Genomic DNA, 19186 nt, shown 5'->3' with positions numbered 1-19186 from the left:
GGCACAAGTAAGTCTCTCGCCACAGGTTTTGTGGTGTCAGATCTTGAGCGTCGAGGTACGCACAATTAATTTCGTGGCGAAGATCTTCTGCTCGGGTTCGAGACGGGTGCCGGCCGGTGCATTCAACTGTTCGGTCAGCATTCTCGCGGCGTAGACGCCCTTCTCCACCATCGGCTGGCCAATCGTGGTCAAACCGAGCTGAACCGCCTCGGGAATATCGTCAAAGCCAATCACGGAAAGGGTTTGCGGGACGTTGCGATTGAGCGCATGCGCCGTTTTCATGCAGGCGATCGCCATCACATCCGAGCAGGCCACCACCGCCGTGACGTCATTGGACGTCAACAGCGTGAAAGCCGCCGCTTGCCCCGACGTCGAATCCAGCCCGCCGGCTTCGATAATGCTCAGGTCCTCGAAGGCCAGGCCGGCTGCACTCGCCGCTTCCACGTATCCGGTCAGTCGTTCCCGGACAATGCGCTCGCTGGCGCTCTTGAAACGTTGCGGGTCAATCGGGCCGCGATAACCGTCGGGGTTGAGGCGGTCAATGATCACGCCGATCTTGCGATGCCCCAGGTCGAGCAAATGTTGCATCTGCGTGCGGGCGGCACCTCGGTCATCGATCCCGACAAAAAACGAGTCGTCCACCAACGGCGAATCGATCACCACAAACGGAATGTTCTGTTTCACCACCGCCAACACGGCCGGGTGATCATCCGGCAAGGTCGAAATAATCAAACCATCCACCAGCCCGCGCAGGGCCAGGCTGCCATGATTGGCGGCGGGTGAACGCCCGACCAGGCGATTGTTATTCAGCGGGAACAGCGTCAGCGCGACGTTTTCCAGTTCGCCCACCTCGCTGATGCCGCGCAACAAGGCAATCGTGCAGGGATCGGCAAATGCCAGGGACAGTTTGTCCATCATCATCAGCCCGATCGCGCCGATCTTGCCCGAGCGCAGGCTGCGCCCCAACACGTTCGGCCCCGGGTAGCCCAATGAGGCCGCCACCTCCAGGATATGTTCACGCTGGGCTTGCGACAGTTTGGAGGGGCGATTGTAAGCGTAGGACACCGCAGGCTGGGACACCCCCGCCGCCAGTGCTACATCTTTCATTGAAACGGATGCCATCGCTTGCTTCCCGATCTTTTTGAAACCTCGTTCGAGGTCCGTGAAAAAACATGCACTCAGTGTACCCGTTGACGGGAAACCTTCGGAACCAGTCGCGTGGCACTGACCATGACCGCGATCATTAACGAGGCCACGGCGAGCAGCGCCGCCGACAGACTTGTCGCGTGGGCAAACAGCCCGATGACCGCCGGCCCCATCAAGATGCCGAGGTAACCCAGGCTGGTCGCCGCGGCAATCGCCAACTCACCCGGCATCGTTCGCTGGGCGCCGGCCAAAGATAAGTAAACCGGGGCGATGTTCGCCAGACCGGCGCCAATCACCGCAAACCCCACCAGGTTCCACAGCCAGTCGGTCGCCAGCACGACCATCAGAAACCCCAGCATCACAATCAAGCCGCCACCGATGAGCACCGTGCGTGAACCCAGCTTCAGCAGAATCCGGTCACCGCTCAATCGTCCCAAGGCCATCATCACTGCGAACGCGGCGTAACCCAGACCGGCAATCGAATGCTGGACCCCGCGCACCTCGGAGAGAAACACCGCGCTCCAGTCGAGAATCGCGCCTTCCGCGAGAAACGCGAAGAGGCAGAGCACGCCCAGCAACAGGACCTTTCGGGTAGGCCGGACAAAAATCGGACTGCCTTCATCGCCGCTGCGCCCCAGCATGTGTCGCCCGGCGGTGAGGACAAACGCAACCAGCGCCATCAGCACCACACTGCTGGCCAGCAAGGGCGTCGCGCCGAGCCATAACAACGCGGTCATGCCCGCCGCGCTGACGATCGTTCCGAGGCTGAACAAACCATGAAAACCGGACATCAATGAGCGACCGGTCGCGCGCTCCACCATGACCCCCTGGACATTCATCGTCACATCCACTGAGCCGCAGCCGGCGCCGAACACCGTCAGGGCGAACATCAAGCCTGCGAATGAATGCGTGGTCGCCAGCATCGGCAATGTCAGCAGCACCAGCGCGATGCCGACGTGCATGGTAAAGCGGCAACCTTTCCTGGCATTCAGGATACCGGCGAGCGGCATCATCACCAGCGAACCCAGGCCGAGGCAGAGCAACAGTAGACCCAGCGCACCGTCGTCGACCCCGGCTCGACTGCGCGCATAGGGCACCAGCGGTGCCCAGGCGCCCATGCACAGGCCTGACAACAGAAACGTCAGCCGATAAGCCGCCATGTGAGGTGTAGCGCACGGCAGTACCAATTCTTGAGACGACACGGAAACCTCAGTGCTGGAAACATGAAGTTATACGTATAACTCAAAAATACTTATCAGGCTAGACGAGCATGGCAACGCCTCACAGCCTGACCAAATGAATGAGTGTTTGTTCGCCTACCTTTCTGGCCGCAAGTCTAAATGGGGTTGACAGCCCATCGGCTGAAAATGTTACTTTCGACGAGTTATACGTATAACTCAATTGCATAAACACCCCACAAAAACAAAAGGGACAATGCAGCGCAATGAACAACCTTCCGGCAACACCTATCCCCCTGCGCATTCGCAAGGCGCGCATCGCGACTTTCATCGGCTTCATGATGATCGGCGCCCTGATGTATATCTGGTCCACGGGCGTCAGCGTGTTCAGGGTGCAACTGGGTTTAACCGGCGAACTGGGTGACGGGAATTTCGGCCTGATCGCACTGGGGGTCGGCGTAGGCTCGGCAACCGGTGCGCTGTTTGTGGGGCGATTGCTGGACAGCTTCGGCGCGAAACCGGTGATCACGGTGTGTGCACTCGCGTATCCCCTGTCCATTATTCCGCTGGGTTTCGTCAGCGGATTCTGGTTCGCCTTGTGCTTCGGCGTCATCCTCGGGCTGCTGCGTGGCGCGCTGGATACCGCGCTGAATGCCCACGGCGTTCAAGTCGAACGCTTCTACCAGCGCTCGATCATGTCGGGGTTCCACGCGTGCTATTCGCTGGGTGGTTTTGTGCTGGGGATGGTCTGCAGTTGGCTGACCGGTTTCTATACCGACAGCGTGCAAGTGCCCTACACCGTGCTGGGTGTGCTGCTGTTTGTCGTGGGCTGTTTTTTCAGCCGATGGCTGCTCGGCAAGCATGATGTGCCCGACGCGTCATCCGGCGAATGGCACACCGGCGCCCGCTCGACCGATGAGGCCGGCAAAGGCCCATCGACCAAAACATTGCTGGTGATGATTGCCCTCGGGACTCTGTTACTCGGCAGCATGATGGGGGAAAACGCGATTGCCGACTGGGGTCAGGAGTACATTCGGCGCGAATTCTCGACAACGACCTCGACGGCCGGCATGGCGGTTTCCATCTTCGTCGGCGCCGCTTTTGTCGGGCGTCTTTTCGGTGATCGGCTGGCGGTCGCGTTCGGTAATTCACGGGTGGTTTTCGGCTGCGGGACGCTGTGTGTCCTCGGCATGACCATCACCATCCTTGGCGGCACGGCGCCGACCGGCATTGTCGGCTTCGCCTTGTTCGGCCTGGGCCTGTCCTGCATCGCCCCGCTGATGATTTCTGCCGCCGGACGTCGCGATCCAAAACACGCGGGGCGCAACATTGGCATCGTCAATTGCATCGGCTTCTCCGGGATGCTGGTGGGGCCGGCCGCCATCACCGTGATTGTCAGCAACTTCGGCCTGGGCAGGCTGATGTTTTTCCCGTTGATCATGCTGGGTCTGCTGGCGACGTTCGGCCCTTTGTTGATGCGAACACCCAAAACGGTCACCACCGAAAAACAAAACTACGCGAGCACCTCACCCCGTCGAGGTGGCTGACCACCTCGACCTGCGCTGCGCTAGATCATCGGCGAAGTACTCACCACACGCAGCGCCAGACCTTCAAACGCATCCAGGGTAATGGTGAACTCACCCTCAGCCGTGAGATCACCTTCGACCCGTTCATTGATGATGTCGACCACCGGTCCCGGCGCAATATTGGGCAGGTGCAGGGTTTCAGTGATCGGCGTCGAACCAAAGTTCAGCGCGGTGATTTGTGTGCCTTTGCCGGCCGGCAACTCGTGGACCATGATCAGCAGCCCTGGATGCTCAACGTCCGGAATCAGGATCTGGCGACTGGCGGCAATGTCGTAGGCGCGGCGCGCGGCGAGGATTTTGCGCAGTTGCGAGACGAACGAATCCGGGTCTTTCAGTTGGCTCGGCAGGCTGCCATACAGCGTCTTCGGTCGGGGCATTTGCCCGGCCGACAACGGTGCTTCCGGGTTGAGGTCCACCAGATCGTAGGCGCCGCGATGAATCCAGCGCGTGTCACCATCGCCCATCAAATGCTCGACCTGTTCCGCCGGCAACGGCAGCGCGCCCACCAGGTCCCAACCCGACAGCGCAAACACGCCCGGCTGCATGGCGTTGTACATCACCAACAGTAAATGGACCTGGCGAATCTGCTGGATATCGGCACTGGTAATCGCGTCGAGATCACGAATCCCCAAGGCGGCGGTGATGATGCTCGCGGTGGTGCAGGACACTCCGTTAGTGACGAATTTCAAATTGTAAGGCGCGTGCTCGCCGGCCAGGCGCTCGTACATTTGCTCGCGGATATGTTCACGCAAAATGTTGCCGGGAAAAGTCTGGCCCTGATAGAGGAAATTATCGTGGGCGTGCAGCGTCCAGAAGTGCACCAGCTCCAGGGTCAATTCGTCGTGGTTCTGCAAGGCATGGATCAGCGAGCCCGGATCGATGCCCTGGGTGTGCATCTGCCGCAGCATCAGGCGCAGGAATTCGGTATCGCCCATCAACAACGCGTGCTGGTAGGCCGGTCGGGTGATGAAGTCGTACGAAAGATCGGCCCCCCCATGGGACATGGCGGCGATATCGTCGACGGTCAGGTTGAGTTCCTGAAAACTGAAACCACCGGCCTTGCGGATCGCCCCGGCGAGCAACTGATTGCCGGTGATCGATAACGGATGGCTTTCAGACCAGGCGGTGCCGTCGAGCTTGCGCTCCACGCCGAGGAAACCGTTGGCGTCCAGGCGCAGGATTTTTGCGCCCATGACATCGATGGCATGCAAGGCATCACCGATGATCATCTGCTGCGCGGCGAACGTCGGGTCCAGCCAATTCAACGACGGCTGCCCTTCCTTGAAGTAATGCAGGTAGACCCAGCGCCGTGGCTTGCCATCGACCCCCACCACCACCGCCGTCGCACTCCAGTCCGTTTCCTTGACCCCAGGCTCGAAAAAGATCACGCGCTGCAATTGCCCGACGATGTAGTGCTTGTCCCGCAGCACATCGACCTGCGCCGGACTGAGGTTCTGGGCATCGCGACCTTCGGCGATGTCCGGCAGCAGCGGCCAGTCTTCCTCACGGATTTCGACCATGTGGTACAAGCCCGGATAATCCTCATACGCCATCTCGGCCAGGCGGAAATCCGCACCTTTACCGGTGTGCGAAGGGATCACGTCATCGATGATCACCGCGTTATGCGCAGCGGCCATGCGGGTCAGCGCCTGAAGCTGCGCCTCGGTCCCCAACTGCGGGTCAATCTCGAAACTGATACGGTCAAAATTGCCGTCAATCGTTGGCGTGCGCTCAGTCCCCGTCAAGCCGCCGGACATCTTCAGCGGCCCATTGTGGATGCCCTGAATGCCGATTCTCGACAGCGCATGCCACAAGGTTTCATCCCCAAGCGCCTCCAGCACCGTGCCATTTTCACGGGTGACAATGGAGGCCGGGTACGCGGTGAACCACACCGACGCCAGGGCCGAAGCATCCCGGGGCCGCGTGTGGGCATAAGGCTGCTGCCACAACCGGCCTTGCCCGGAATACAACTTGGCCCGCTGTTTTGCAGCATGCAGCATGGATTGCTCGACCAGCCAGGTCACTTGGTTCTTTTCAGCAGCCGTCATAAAACAAATACCTATCGTCGGGATAAACCGCAAATGGCCAGTGCCTACGTGCATCAGCAAAGGCGCGACTCGTCTTTATATGAGGGCCTGATGTGGCATTCGTTGCGTCTGTTGCTCATTACAGAGGCAGCGGTCGATCCTGCACAACCCGTTTCATGACCAGCGTCGAGGTTAGCCGCTGCACATTGGGCAATGTCGAAAGGCTCTCATCGTAGAGCCGCTGGAACGCCGGCAAATCCTGAGTGATGACGTGCAGCAGGTAGTCCGGCTCCCCGAATAACCGCTGGGCGTCGACGATTTGCGGGATGCCGACCAGCGCTATTGCCGCAATTTACCGACGCTGCCGCCCCCTGACTGTGCCGATACAGATGATCGCGCTGGGGCTTATTCACACCGTCAGTTGTGGCGTTATCTACTTGCTGGTCGGGTTTAGCTCACAGATCGTGCGGCAGGCTCGTCCTGCCGCGGCTCGTTTTGTCAGTCGCTTTTCTGGAACGGCGATGATCATCGTTGCGATCGTTTTGATCATTGAGCCGATGCTGGGCTGATAAGCCCTACGTTTTAACCGTCGCCCAAGGAGTCTTTATGAAGAGTATGAGAGCACGTGCTGCCGAAGGCCTCCAGGTCGGTGAGTACGACTGGGGTACTGCCCGGAACAGAAGAATGTGAATGCCTCAGACAGATGCTTTCTGAGGGGGATCCTACCAACGGGGCTGCCGGAATCGCCGGTTGATGGATCGAGGGTAAGCCGCAGACAAATAAAAAGGGCCGCGAGATTAATCTCGCGGCCCTTTTGAATTATAGGGTCGGGACGGAGTTATTCGAACACTCGCCCCTAAAACAGCCGCCGAAGCGGGTTTTTATCTATGTCCAGGTCAATTTGGCGAGGCGCCACTCAAGTTTTCAATCAATGACGGGATCACCACTGCGCGATATCCATCAGCATTTGGGTGCAATCCATCCGCAACATACTGATTAAACAGGTCGGGATTTGATTTCAAGACCGCTTCCCACTTTGGATAGTTGTCGATCAGACGAAGTCCCTTGGCTTTTGCGACATCGCGGTACATCTGGAAGTAATCCCTTAACTTCGGTCTCTCCACTCCAGAGCCTCCAGTCACTGGATTCGTCACCATTAAAATGATCTCCGTCGATGACTTGGCAGCCTTGATCCGGTCAATCATTAACTCGAGGTTTTTCCGCGCTTGTTCGACGGTGGTTTTGTGGGGAAGGAAAGCGTCGTTGATCGCGAATTCGATAAACACCGTGTCCGGGCTTTTGGAGATAACTCGACTGTCGAGATTTTCAACCCCCCACCCCGACCACATCGAACCTTTGCCACTATTGATAACCGTGGCACGTCCTGGGTAACGCTGATTCAGATCATCCCCAAGCTGCTGCACCCAGGCGCCAGAGGCCGTCAAGCTCGTACCATAAGCGACGACGGTCTGCGCCTTGCCAGCATCAAGGTTTGAATAGAGATCGCTTTGCTGACCAGCAAAGCTGGCCGCGCTTAACGAAAGTAACATTCCAGCAAAAAGAGCCTTGGCCCACAAACCATTCATTCAACTGTCCCGATCTTTTCACAGGTGGCAAGGATGAACCTGTGAGCTTGAGGCGTCCACAGGTGGCATTGGGCCTCACCCCGTAAGGTGACAGCGAAGATGTCTCGGTCATTGTCAGGAACGATAGGCTTGGCCAAAAACTACCAGCGGGGACCAGGAAATCGTCTGCTCCGAGGCGATTTCTGACCCGAATATCAGCGAAATCACCAGATAGTTTTGCGCGGGTTTGCGCAGACCTAAAACGAGAAAGGGATCAAGACCGTTAAGTACTTGATCCCTTACGAAATATGGTCGGGACGGAGTGATTCGAACACTCGACCCCTAGCACCCCATCCCCTTTTTCATACTTCTTGAAAGCTTCCAAAATTTTACTCTGGATTTTTCCAAGTGAGTATTTACTTGAGCTCCAGCGGAGTTCTGCACTACGAGAGTCCAGTAACGTCCATCAAGAGCCGACGTTTTTGTGGGGGGAAAAGTAGGGGGAGTCCATTTTATGGTCAAAATTGCCCGACTCGTACTCCTGCGGCTGTCGAGTGCTCAAAATCGTCCTTCCTCACCATAGACGCCCCATTTTGTCCTTGAAAAAACGCCGCTCCCCCAATCCAAAACAGAATCATTTGCTTGCCGCATTGCCGGCGCAAGTTCAGAGCCGTCTCCTGCGCCATCTTGAACTCGTCACATTGCCGCTAGGTAATGTGTTGTACGAGTCAGGTGACACCTTGCGCCACGTGTACTTCCCAACTGATGCCATCGTCTCATTGCTTTGCGTGATGGGGAGCGGGGCCACGGCAGAGATATCGGTAGTGGGTAACGAAGGCATGATCGGCGTCGCCGTGTTTATGGGCGGTGAAAGCACACCGAGTAGTGCGATTGTTCAAAGTGCTGGGCATGCATACCGGCTACCCCGGCGTCGGCTGAAGGATGAGTTCAATCGGCATGGCGACATGCTCCTGCTGATGTTGCGTTACACCCAGGCACTTATTACCCAAATGGCGCAGACCGCCGTTTGCAACCGCCATCACTCGATCGATCAGCAGTTGTGTCGTTGGCTTCTGTTATACCTCGACCGTTTACCGGGCAACGACTTGTCCGTGACCCAGGAAATTATTGCCAACATGCTTGGTGTGCGCCGCGAAAGTGTGAACGAGGCCGCCGGCAAACTACAAAGACAGGGGGTAATCGAGTACAGCCGCGGTCACGTCAAAGTCATAGACCGAGCGCAACTCGAGCAACTGAGCTGCGAGTGCTATGCCGTCGTGAAAAATGAAACTGAGCGGTTGCTGCCATACCTGCCAGCACACCAACACCCGTATTTTGGCGAATCAAGATCAGCTGCTGGGGTTCGTCAGCAAGGCCACCTACCGCACGTGGCGCTTGTATATGACGGCGTGCGCACTCGAATTCGAAGACGGTGATCTGGGGCCTACCAGATAATGTCGAGTAAACGTGCCGGCAGCTTTTCAGCCCTTCCCTTGACGCGTAATCATCTAATGGCGAAGGAAAAAAAAGGCTGCAGGAGCAGCCTCAAGGATGGGGGGGCAGAGATGACTAAGCATCACTCATGTTTTCTTATAGAGCGTAGCTTTGTCGGCCAGGCAACAAGATCAATCGACTACATGGAACCTGGGTAGCATCCATTTCCAACGAATGGCGGCAATACGGCTGACAAAAACGAACGCAATGGCGATTGCAGACGCCACTTCAAGAGAAATCTGCAAATCCAACAGCGTGATGTAGGCGACGGCACCCAAAATACTAATGGATGCATAAACCTCACGCTTAAACACCAACGGTATTTCGTTACACAACACATCACGCATCACACCCCCAGCGACTGCGGTAGCTACACCCATGATCACTGCGATGCTGGGAGGGAGGTTTTGCTGAAGAGCCATATCTGTTCCTCTGACCGTAAATACAGCCAATCCAAATGCATCGGCTACCAACAACACCCTCTCGTTGAAGGTTTTCAAGGTCCTCGCCCAAATCATGGTTCCTAGCGAAGCACTAACCCCTACCAAAAAGCCATTCTCATTGGAAACCCACTCGATCGGATAATGTGCCATCAGTACGTCACGCAAGGCACCGCCGCCTAAAGCGGTGACTAAACTGATGGTGATTACACCGAACCAGTCCAACGATTTTCGCCCTGCCATCAGGGTGCCTGTCACTGCGAAGGCTGCAACGCCTGACAACTCACAGTAATAAATCACCCAACCAGCGTGGTAAGCCTTCATCTACGGAACCAGCCTGTACTGCAAATGGGAGAATTTCTTGAAATGAAGCGCCCTCAAAGACACACATCAAGGTCTAATTACATTATCATAGTATGATAATAAAAGTACAATTGAGGCGTGCAATGAATACAGGGCAAAAAACACAGCCGCGTATCGTCACCAGGGTTATCCACTTGGAAAAACCACTGTCGAATCAAGGGTGCGGGTCGAAACGGTAGGTGACCTGGCAATGGCGTACAGCCCAGGGGTCGCGCAGCCCTGCTTGGCGATAGCCAAAAATCCGGACGACGTTTACCGCTTTACAGGTAATCAGCCGCAACGAGCGTGCGGCGACCGAGTGTGTGAGGCTGATGCTGAACGTGGGTGCGCACTCATCTCGTATGGACCCACGCAGTACTCGCCTGCAGCGGTGCTGGGGAGGGATTACATTATTCCCAAGCCGTTGGATGGGCGCCTGCATTCGAGGGTAGCTGGAGCAGTGGCTAGAGCGGCAATTGATTCGGGCGCGGCCATCTATCCCTTCTTTTACCCGTTCCTGGTAGACGTACCGTCGCCGTTTTCTGATCACGGTCAATCCAGTTAACTGTAACGAACCTAATCGGTGACAAATAAATCCCCGACCATTACAATTTGATTAACATCGACCGTTTTAAGGTACTGGCAATTCCATGGAAAATAAGACTGCACGACTAACTGTGCTCATTGATCCCATCAAGAAAAAAGCACTTGAAGAACTGTGCGCATCTCAGGATCTGACGCCCTCTCAGGTCGTTCGTCAGCTTATTCGGGACTATCTGGAGACGCATGGCGTGTCCTACGCCACCAAAAGCAAAACTGCGGCCAATGGTAAGTGATTCATCTGCGCATGAGCGGGCACGACGAATGCCTGCTCATCGCTCCTTGTACTCTCTTGCACCTCATCTCTAGCCCTGGGGCTTGTCGATCTCGGCGTAGCTGCCCAGTGCACCACTGAAGTCAGCATGATAATGCTGTGAGCCGAGTGCCTGAAGAACCCCTGCCTTATCGAGCTTGCCAAGGACTTTTTCGTTGGCTTCACACAACTTCACGACGATGCTGCGTTTACGCAACTGCTCAATAACTTCGAGCAGCGTTTGTAAGCCCGTGATATCCATGAACGGCACCCGTTTCAGACGAATAATCAACGTCCCGGGATCGGTGTGCGTCTGAGCCAAAACGCGCTCAAAGGTTTCTGCTGCGCCAAAGAAGAGAGGCCCCTCAATGGTGTAAACCAAAACACCGGGTGGAAGATGTACATGCCCATTCAAGCGCAACTCTGCCTCCAGCTCTTTTTCGACCATTAACTGCACCTCTACAGATGCAGCCATCCGACGCATAAACTGCAGCATGGCGAGAATGACCCCGATATTCACTGCAATCGCCAGATCGCTGAAAACGGTCAGGCTGAAAGTGATTAAAAGGATCGCAACATCCGCTTTTGGGGCTCGTTTGACCATGCGTGTGAAGTGCTTCAGTTCGCTCATGTTGTAAGCGACCACGAATAAGATCGCAGCCAACGCGCACAGCGGGATATCCGAAGCCAGAGGTGCCAGGAAGAAGATCAATAAAATCAACGTGACGGCGTGCGCAAAACCCGCAATGGGGCTGTTGCCACCGTTGCGGATGTTGGTCGCTGTTCGAGCGATCGCGCCTGTCGCAGCAAAACCACCAAACAGAGGAGTGACCAGGTTGGCAATGCCTTGTCCGATTAACTCCTGATTGGAGTCATGTTTGGTGCCGGCCATCCCGTCGGCGACAACAGCAGACAACAGCGACTCGATCGCCCCCAGCATCGCGATCGCGAACGCAGGACCAATCAATTCAATGATCTGCGGCAGCGTTATTTCAGGAGGGCCAATTTTGGGCAGTCCTTGAGGAATCCCCCCGAATGCACTCCCGATCGTTGCCACGCCATCGAACTTAAAACAGGAATGCAACGCCGTCACAACGACCATGGCAATCAGAGGACCAGGAACACGCCTTACGCCTGGTACTTTAGGCGCGAGTATCACCAACAGCAGGCTCAAAAGGGCTAATAGGGTCGTGGGCACATGGAGTCCGGGCAGAGCCTGGATGAGGTGCCAAAGCCGCTCATGAAAATGGTCGCCACTGATGTTCGGCAAGCCCAAAAAGTCTTTCCACTGCCCGACCCAAATGATCACACCGATGCCGGCGGTGAACCCAACGATCACGGGATCGGGAATGAACTTGATAAGTGCGCCAAGCTTGGTGATGCCAAGCAGTAACAATATTGCACCCGCCATCATTGTCGCGATCTGCAAGCCATCAACGCCGTACTTGGCTGTCACGCTGGCCAAAATGACGATGAACGCCCCAGTAGGGCCGGCAATCTGTAGTCGACTCCCGCCGAAAAGCGAAACCAATAAGCCACCAACAATTGCCGTGTAGATTCCTTGCTCCGGCTTGACGCCCGAGGCGATGGCAAACGCCATGGCCAAGGGTAACGCCACGACACCGACGATGACCCCCGAGACGATATTTCGAAGCCAGTGCTTGCGCCCTAACAAGCCCGCTTTCCAAGCTTCTCGTATGGCAATCATGGCTAGCCTCGCGCTGGTGGCATGTGCATACTATTCACACGTAGTGATAATAGTAAAGCAATTGGCCTAGCCTCGTACGACACCAGCGACCCTGTAGATACAGTGTCGAGAGCGCAGAAACATATGCCCGGAGACCCCGAATGAAACGCGAAGACGTCAAAACCAAACACGGTGAAGGCATGCACTTCGACACGCACGTGATAGCCAACCCGGCCAATACGCACGAGTGGATCATTCTTTTCAAAAAGGAAGCAGGGAGAAGCTATTTCCTGGTCAATGACAATGAGGAAATTGAGTCATTTGGACACCTCGATGAACTGATCCGCGAGCTTCGAGAGCTGGGTATAAAGTCCGCCGAAGTTCATTTCTGATTGTTCCACTTAGAGAGTTTGACCCTGTCAGTAAAAGTCGAGTATCTGTCCGGTCAAAGCGAAGCGCTCTGGTCTGTTTGGTTCGGTAGCCGCTGCATCCAATTTGGGACTGAGCAGGGAGCAAAGGACTATGCCGCCACACTCAAAGAAAGAATCGACGCGCCCCATGCCTTCCCGCGAACCCACCACGCCTCTCACAGTCAAGACCACTGATCAACGCAGACCCAGGTCATTTCCTTCCATTGGACAGGCTCGACGTTTGGCTAACAGGAACAGAACACCAAACACCTTGAAGATGGACCGCATCGAAAGACAGCTCAGCACAACACCTGAACTGTTGCCTGTTAGTTGATGGCCGGCTAAACCTCTCTCAGCGCCTTTGTCATGGCCTGCTCCCCTTTCGCCCCCCGCTATTTTGATCACCGCGTTCATTTGAGCCACGTCCATCACCTCAGCGTCTTGACGCTGGGGACATTCGAGCGCGTAAAAAAAATGGCCACACGAGGTGGCCTAAGACGGGTTCAAGCATAGGAGGATCTCTATTGACCAACAGATACAGGCCCACCCTGAAGTCTTAGGGCCAATAGAGTGGGTCCGCTGGCTGATAAACCCCTTCATCAGCAGCGCGCAACTGGCAATTTGATCCTGGACTGTGGGTCAGGACCTCGTTGCCTATCATTATAATAGTGTTAGCATGTGATTGTAATCAACATCTAATTAGGTGATCGCATGACTACCGACTTCAAGAAGGCTGCACTGGATTACCACGAATTCCCAACCCCAGGAAAAATCAGCATCGCGCTGACCAAGCCTGCCGACACAGCCGCCCAACTCGCACTGGCCTACAGCCCAGGCGTAGCGGAGCCTGTACGCGAAATTGCGAAGAATCCAGAGAATGCTTACCGCTTCACCGGTAAAGGCAATCTGGTGGCCGTGATCACCAACGGCACGGCCATTCTGGGCCTCGGCAATCTAGGCCCCTTGGCCAGCAAGCCGGTCATGGAAGGCAAAGCATTGCTGTTCAAGCGTTTCGCCGGAATCGATTCGATCGATATCGAAGTCAATGCCGAGAGCTCCCAGGCCTTTATTGAGACCGTCGTGCGCATTGCCGACACCTTTGGTGGCATCAACCTGGAAGACATCAAAGCGCCTGAGTGTTTTGAAATCGAAGAAGCACTGATCGAACAGTGCAGCATCCCAGTCTTCCATGACGACCAACACGGCACGGCCATCGTCACTGCCGCCGGCATGCTCAATGCACTTGAGATTCAGGGCAAAACCCTGGGGAATGCGAGAATTGTTTGCCTCGGCGCCGGTGCAGCTGCCACTGCTTGCATGCGCCTGCTGCTTAGTCTCGGCGCTCAAAAAAGCAACCTATACATGGTCGATCGTGTCGGTGTTATCCACTCTGCTCGGGAGGGCCTCAATCAATACAAGGCACAGTTCGTTAACGACGGTGGCCCTAGTACGCTGATGGAAGCCATGACCGGTGCAGACGTGTTTGTCGGCCTGTCTGGAGCCAATCTCCTCCCGGCAGAAGCATTGGCAGCGATGGCACCTAACCCGATCGTGTTTGCCTGCTCGAACCCGGACCCTGAAATCAGCTACGAGCTGGCCATGGCCACACGTGATGACCTGATCATGGCGACCGGTCGCTCTGATTACCCTAACCAGGTCAATAACGTTCTGGGCTTTCCGTTCATTTTCCGCGGGACGCTTGATGTTCGCGCAACCCGGATCAACGAAGCGATGAAAATTGCGGCGGTGGAAGCACTGCGCCAATTGGCCAAAGAGCCGACGCCTGTGGAAGTGCTGCAAGCGTTCAACGTCGATAAGCTTGAGTTTGGCCGCGATTACATCCTCCCCAAAGCGCTCGATGCTCGCCTGCTCGGAGCAATAGCCGGTGCAGTGGCCAAGGCCGCTATCGACACCGGCGTTGCGAAGCTGCATTACCCGGCGCACTACCCGCTCTAAGCTGACGTCAATCATGCTGATGTGTCGCAGCTGCTCAACCTATTGCACGGTTGGCAGCTGCCGCACTTGGGACTATCCAGTCGTTGCACCGTCTGCTGCTCCAGCAGGCGATCCTGTTCACCGACCAGTAGAAACAACAGCCAACGGCTTCAACACTCAACGAGCAGCCCCGTCTAAATTGCGAGGACCTGGTGATATCAGACATACATAATCGGTTGGCTTTTTTGCGCCTCATACCCTTGAGACAAGGGTGAATAAATGCCGATCAAATATGTCAGGAGTCTCACCGGGCGAAGGCGTACCACCGCCGCAAACCGACATCTTGGCTTTGCCTTGGCCTTCGTCGCGGGAGCAATCAACGCTGGCGGTTTCCTGGCAGTGCATCAGTACACCTCACACATGACGGGCATCGTCTCTTCGATGGCAGACAACAGTGTGCTGGGAGCCTACGACCTGGTACTTAGTGGCGCCGGCGCATTGTTGTCTTTTCTGGTTGGGGCTGCGTGCTCTGCGGTCATGGTCAATTACTCCCGACGCAGACGGATGCACAGTGAGTTTGCAGTGCCACTTTTGGTCGAGGCCTTTCTGCTTATCTGCTTTGGCTTTCTGGGCGCCCAACTATCCACCGTGGATGGTTTGTTCGTGTCAGTCACCGTGATGCTCCTGTGCTTCATCATGGGGCTACAAAATGCGGTGATCACCAAAATTTCAAAAGCCGAAATCCGAACGACACACATCACCGGCATCATCACGGACATCGGAATTGAGTTGGGAAAACTCTTTTACTGGAATGCCGCCAGCACATCGACACACCCAAAAGTTCTCGCCAATCGGACCCGGCTCAAAATACTGATACTGCTGGCGCTGAATTTTTTCTTCGGCGGCGTGATGGGGGCATTTGGGTTCAAGCACATTGGTTACATCTCAACGGTACCGCTCGCGATGGTTCTGGTGACGCTGGCAATCGTGCCTGCCTTTGATGACGCCAGGCTTTTGGTCCGCCGCGTCATGCGAAAGTGAGCCGATGACTTTTGCCGAGCGCGCCTACCGCATAACATTAACATTGTATGTTAATGTTATGCGCATATTCGGTGGAGTAGTGACAGCACGCTTGATCCGGTAGCTCGCCCCGTAACAGCAGCATCCTCGAGTAGTTCTGTGCGGCGCGAGATCTGACATCCGTCTCAGGACGCCCGTCATTTGATCCGCGATGACCTGCGCAGTCACGGCGCGGAGGATGAAACACAGCACACTGGCGCGGTGAAAGCCGTCCGACAGTCAATGCCTATCAGCAGACTCGTGACACTAGTCTCAATGACCCAATCAATACAGCAGGCTGACAAAGCTCTGTTAAGGAAGAGACCATGAGCAGAACAATCGCAATCATCAAGGGCGACGGCATCGGCCCCGAGATCATGCAAGCGACGCTACGCGTACTCGACGCCCTTGACTGCAATCTTCGCTACGACTTCGTTGAGGCCGGCCTGGAGGCGTTGCAGCAACATGGACAGCTGATGCCACCCGCCTCTATCGATACGATCGCCAAACATGGCATCGCACTTAAAGGCCCTTTGACGACACCGATTGGCCGTGGGTTCTCATCGATCAACGTTCACCTTCGCCGCCATTTCGACCTCTACGCCAATGTCCGACCAGCGATCAGTTTCCCGGGGACCCGTTCGCGCTTTGAAGATATCGACATCATCACAGTGCGCGAAAATACCGAGGGGGCTTACTTACCCGAAGGACAGAGTATTTCAGAAGACGGCGAAGTCGCTTTGGCGAGTATTCGCGTAACACGCACAGCCTCCGAACGCATCGTGCGATACGCGTTCGAGCTGGCTCGTAGCAAAGGCCGCAAGAAAGTTACCGCGGTGCACAAGGCCAACATCATAAAGTCTTGCTCCGGTTTGTTTCTTGAGGTTGCGCGTGAGGTCGCTGCGGATTATCCGGAAATCGAATTCCACGAAATGATCGTCGATAACGCCTGTATGCAGCTGGTAATGAATCCCCATCAATTCGATGTCATTGTCACCACCAACTTGTTTGGTGACATCCTTTCAGACTTGTGCGCAGGCCTGGTGGGTGGATTGGGCTTGGCGCCCGGGTCTAACATCGGCGCCGATGCGGCCATCTTCGAAGCGGTCCACGGCTCGGCACCGGACATCGCTGGCAAGAACATCGCGAACCCTTGTGCATTGTTGTTGGCTGCCGCGGACATGCTTGATTATCTGGGCATGGTGGACAAGGGGACACGCATTCGTACCGCTATCCGCGTTGTTTTGAAAACCGCCTGCGATCAGGTGACACCGGATATGGGGGGAACCGGAACGACTGAGTCCTTCGCTGACGCCTTGGTGGCCTACTTGCGTGACTAGATAAACGTAATCGCCAGCTCAGTCAGAGCTGGCGTTTTTATATCCTGCGCTACGCCTACCGCCCCTCTTTGATTGAAGAGAAATCAAAATGCCCAAGAGGGGTAGATCTTTACCCATCAGCACCGACCCCAGGCAAAAACGCCCAGGAATCACTGGCGCCCCTTCGCAACAGGAAGACAGGCCAACCGATTAAAAAATCTCCTGGTGTTCCTCTGATTGGGACTTATAACTCGTCGAGTCTTGCATCACCCTCAAGCAGGGGATCTTGTTATTTTTTGTTATGTTTCAATCTTTATAATAAAACAAGGGCAACACATTTAATTACTTACTGCAGTTTCTGTCGCCGGTTGCCGGCACTGCATTCGGGTATATATGTGGAGCTTCTATACGCTCTTTCAGCTTTGCCGCATAGTCCTTTGCACCCTGCTCATTGCGGAACTGAATTCGCCGGGCACCTACACACACGGACCATAGATCTTCACTCTGACTAGACAGATGTTCGACCCTGACAGACATGACGACACTCCAAGAAAAAAGAATTCAAAAATGAATTTCAGCCACCTTGATACCGATTTCACGCAGCTCATGAATCAAATCATCAAGGTGTCGGAAGGGTTCAATTTCTTCATTGTCATTGACCAGGAAAAAGCTTCTTCCTGCTTCCTTTTTAAAGAAGGCGATCCACTCCTGGGTGTTGGCCGGATTGGCAATTAAATGGGTGTCAAACTGAATGCCTTCAGCGTGTTTGATTTTTACGTCCTCACGTTTCATGCAGCTCTCCAAGCGCTCACATCTTTCTGTTCTCATGCGTGATTTTGCCTCCCGGCAGTTGAGCAAAAAACGTCGCTCTTGCCTGAGGCAAGGTCGAGCAGATTGCCTTTATATTATCACTGCATGATAATATTATGCATATATGAACCCTCGGAGGCTAGTCATGAACAGAACCACTGAACTCTATGAGGTACGCCGGCCTGAGCGCTCCCACCCAATGTTTTGTCTTTGAAAGCCCACAACCTTGCGGGTAAGCGTCAAGTGATAAAGCTCTGACGGCCAGATCGAGAACAAAACCGAACCCAAAAAGCTCTCACGATCAGCAATGAGCTATCAGCTCCACACCCTGGAGGTAATTGCCTGTACGGGTTCAAAGTGACTACTTCACCGTAATGATTGCACCTTGAAGTGCACATAGGACGTCATGTTCAAAGACATGAGACGAATCCCTCACCGCAACGGGTCGCCTTTGCTTTTGATTTACCGCGTACGGTTTCTGAATTTTAAGGACGAAAGTCATCATGCGAAAAACAGAAATTAATATGTGTGTCCCGCTCAATGTGCCGACACTAGAGCCCGGGCAGCGATTGTTGGTTTGCCTTGAGCAATGCGTCGTCGTCCAGCAGCGAGAAACAAAAATCTATCAGGTTGTTTTTGACTGCAAAGCACCTAAAACAACACGAATTCTTTGGACAGAGGACGAGTGGATTTTCATCGGCAGGCACAAGCAAAATGCTGAAAAAGATCCTTTGCTGGCTACATTTGTATCAACACTAAAAACTGAATAGAGGGTTTCCTGCATAATGCTAAAAATAACTAGTAGCGTAGGGTATTAACTGCTTCAAGACGCTTAACGCCGATTACTTGCAGGGGAGTACTTTAAATATTCTCGCCAATCAAGCCCACGGCCATTGATCACCAACAATGGAACTCCCATGGAGCGCTCATAATCTGCGCGAAGCGGGAAGAAGCTGCCCTCCGGCCGGCCGTCGAGGAGCGGCATCGGGTCAGTTTCTGTGCATAAAGAAAAGCTGCCCATATCTCACACGCCAGCTTTGGCGCCTGGCAGCTTCCCCCATGGATAACCGGAAACCTGCAGGGCTGATACGAGCATCATCATGTGGTTTGGGAATGACGATCGGTTTCGCTCTAATGGAGCTGACTGTCGATCCATTGCTCAGCCGCCGCCATCGCCTCGGCCAGCGCACTGGGGCCGAGAAAACCATCAGATGCGGGGGTGTAAAGCTGTATGGATATCGTGAAGTTTCTACCTAGAGCCAGTCGTTTTGTGGGGGTAAAAACGTCCAAAAATAAAAAAGGGTCGCGAGATAAAATCTCGCAACCCCTTGAATT

15 protein-coding genes and 2 pseudogenes are annotated in these 19186 nt (G+C 55.0%); 9 read left to right on the top strand and 8 right to left on the bottom strand.

Annotated elements, in window-relative coordinates:
- Positions 1–36: 36 nt before the first annotated feature.
- On the bottom strand, positions 37–1122 hold the full coding sequence (locus tag BK667_RS07955; protein ID WP_123512788.1) for a LacI family DNA-binding transcriptional regulator: 1086 nt from the start codon (positions 1120–1122) through the stop codon (positions 37–39).
- A gap of 56 nt (positions 1123–1178) precedes the next feature.
- Positions 1179–2306, bottom strand: a complete 1128-nt coding sequence (locus tag BK667_RS07950; protein WP_123597266.1) for an MFS transporter — start codon at positions 2304–2306, stop codon at positions 1179–1181.
- A 284-nt stretch (positions 2307–2590) separates the two neighbouring features.
- Here BK667_RS07950 and BK667_RS07945 point away from each other — a divergent pair, with 284 nt between their 5' ends.
- Positions 2591–3871 carry an MFS transporter gene (locus BK667_RS07945; protein WP_123597265.1) on the top strand — a complete coding sequence of 427 codons (1281 nt, stop codon included), beginning with the start codon at positions 2591–2593 and terminating at the stop codon, positions 3869–3871.
- A 20-nt stretch (positions 3872–3891) separates the two neighbouring features.
- Here the strand turns inward: BK667_RS07945 and treS are convergent, their stop codons facing one another.
- Positions 3892–5958, bottom strand: a complete 2067-nt coding sequence (gene treS, locus BK667_RS07940; RefSeq protein WP_123597264.1) for a maltose alpha-D-glucosyltransferase — start codon at positions 5956–5958, stop codon at positions 3892–3894.
- A 118-nt stretch (positions 5959–6076) separates the two neighbouring features.
- Positions 6077–6277: pseudogene (locus tag BK667_RS33815) on the bottom strand (Lrp/AsnC ligand binding domain-containing protein); the annotation flags it as partial.
- Between BK667_RS33815 and BK667_RS33205 the strand changes: the two are divergent.
- Positions 6274–6506: pseudogene (locus BK667_RS33205) on the top strand (LysE family translocator); the annotation flags it as partial. The pseudogenes BK667_RS33815 and BK667_RS33205 overlap by 4 nt on opposite strands.
- 327 nt (positions 6507–6833) lie before the next feature.
- Here BK667_RS33205 and BK667_RS07930 read toward each other — a convergent pair.
- On the bottom strand, positions 6834–7523 hold the full coding sequence (locus BK667_RS07930) for an SGNH/GDSL hydrolase family protein (RefSeq protein ID WP_123597263.1): 690 nt from the start codon (positions 7521–7523) through the stop codon (positions 6834–6836).
- Between the two features lie 578 nt (positions 7524–8101).
- On the opposite strand from BK667_RS07930, the gene BK667_RS07925 reads away from it, so the two are divergent.
- On the top strand, positions 8102–8938 hold the full coding sequence (locus BK667_RS07925) for a Crp/Fnr family transcriptional regulator (protein ID WP_123597404.1): 837 nt from the start codon (positions 8102–8104) through the stop codon (positions 8936–8938).
- Between the two features lie 189 nt (positions 8939–9127).
- Here BK667_RS07925 and BK667_RS07920 read toward each other — a convergent pair whose 3' ends face one another.
- Complete coding sequence (locus tag BK667_RS07920; protein WP_046047628.1) at positions 9128–9760, bottom strand: trimeric intracellular cation channel family protein; 633 nt, start codon at positions 9758–9760, stop codon at positions 9128–9130.
- Positions 9761–10428: 668 nt separating this feature from the next.
- On the opposite strand from BK667_RS07920, the gene BK667_RS07910 reads away from it, so the two are divergent.
- Entirely contained in the window at positions 10429–10614 is a 186-nt protein-coding gene (locus BK667_RS07910; protein ID WP_123597261.1) for a ribbon-helix-helix protein, read from the top strand.
- A 69-nt stretch (positions 10615–10683) separates the two neighbouring features.
- Here BK667_RS07910 and BK667_RS07905 read toward each other — a convergent pair whose 3' ends face one another.
- On the bottom strand, positions 10684–12339 hold the full coding sequence (locus tag BK667_RS07905; protein WP_056744499.1) for a SulP family inorganic anion transporter: 1656 nt from the start codon (positions 12337–12339) through the stop codon (positions 10684–10686).
- A gap of 140 nt (positions 12340–12479) precedes the next feature.
- On the opposite strand from BK667_RS07905, the gene BK667_RS07900 reads away from it, so the two are divergent.
- From BK667_RS07900 to BK667_RS07885, 4 genes are all read left to right on the top strand, one after another.
- Positions 12480–12710, top strand: a complete 231-nt coding sequence (locus tag BK667_RS07900) for a hypothetical protein (protein WP_046047630.1) — start codon at positions 12480–12482, stop codon at positions 12708–12710.
- A 729-nt stretch (positions 12711–13439) separates the two neighbouring features.
- Positions 13440–14684: a malic enzyme-like NAD(P)-binding protein gene (locus BK667_RS07895; protein ID WP_123597260.1), complete on the top strand. Its 1245-nt coding sequence runs from the start codon at positions 13440–13442 to the stop codon at positions 14682–14684.
- A gap of 258 nt (positions 14685–14942) precedes the next feature.
- Positions 14943–15704, top strand: coding sequence for a YoaK family protein (locus tag BK667_RS07890; RefSeq protein WP_046047632.1), 762 nt, complete (start codon positions 14943–14945; stop codon positions 15702–15704).
- A 344-nt stretch (positions 15705–16048) separates the two neighbouring features.
- Positions 16049–17062: an isocitrate dehydrogenase gene (locus BK667_RS07885; protein ID WP_046047633.1), complete on the top strand. Its 1014-nt coding sequence runs from the start codon at positions 16049–16051 to the stop codon at positions 17060–17062.
- Positions 17063–17602: 540 nt separating this feature from the next.
- Here the strand turns inward: BK667_RS07885 and BK667_RS07875 are convergent.
- Complete coding sequence (locus BK667_RS07875) at positions 17603–17833, bottom strand: hypothetical protein (protein WP_045060682.1); 231 nt, start codon at positions 17831–17833, stop codon at positions 17603–17605.
- A gap of 521 nt (positions 17834–18354) precedes the next feature.
- Here BK667_RS07875 and BK667_RS33030 point away from each other — a divergent pair.
- The gene (locus tag BK667_RS33030; RefSeq protein WP_076030514.1) at positions 18355–18621 is read left to right on the top strand and encodes a hypothetical protein; all 267 of its coding nucleotides are present in this window, start codon (positions 18355–18357) and stop codon (positions 18619–18621) included.
- Positions 18622–19186 lie beyond the last annotated feature (565 nt).

This window comes from Pseudomonas frederiksbergensis, from assembly GCF_003732705.1.
GTDB classification, from domain to species: domain Bacteria; phylum Pseudomonadota; class Gammaproteobacteria; order Pseudomonadales; family Pseudomonadaceae; genus Aquipseudomonas; species Aquipseudomonas frederiksbergensis_F.
This window is presented reverse-complemented; position numbering and strand designations above follow the sequence as displayed.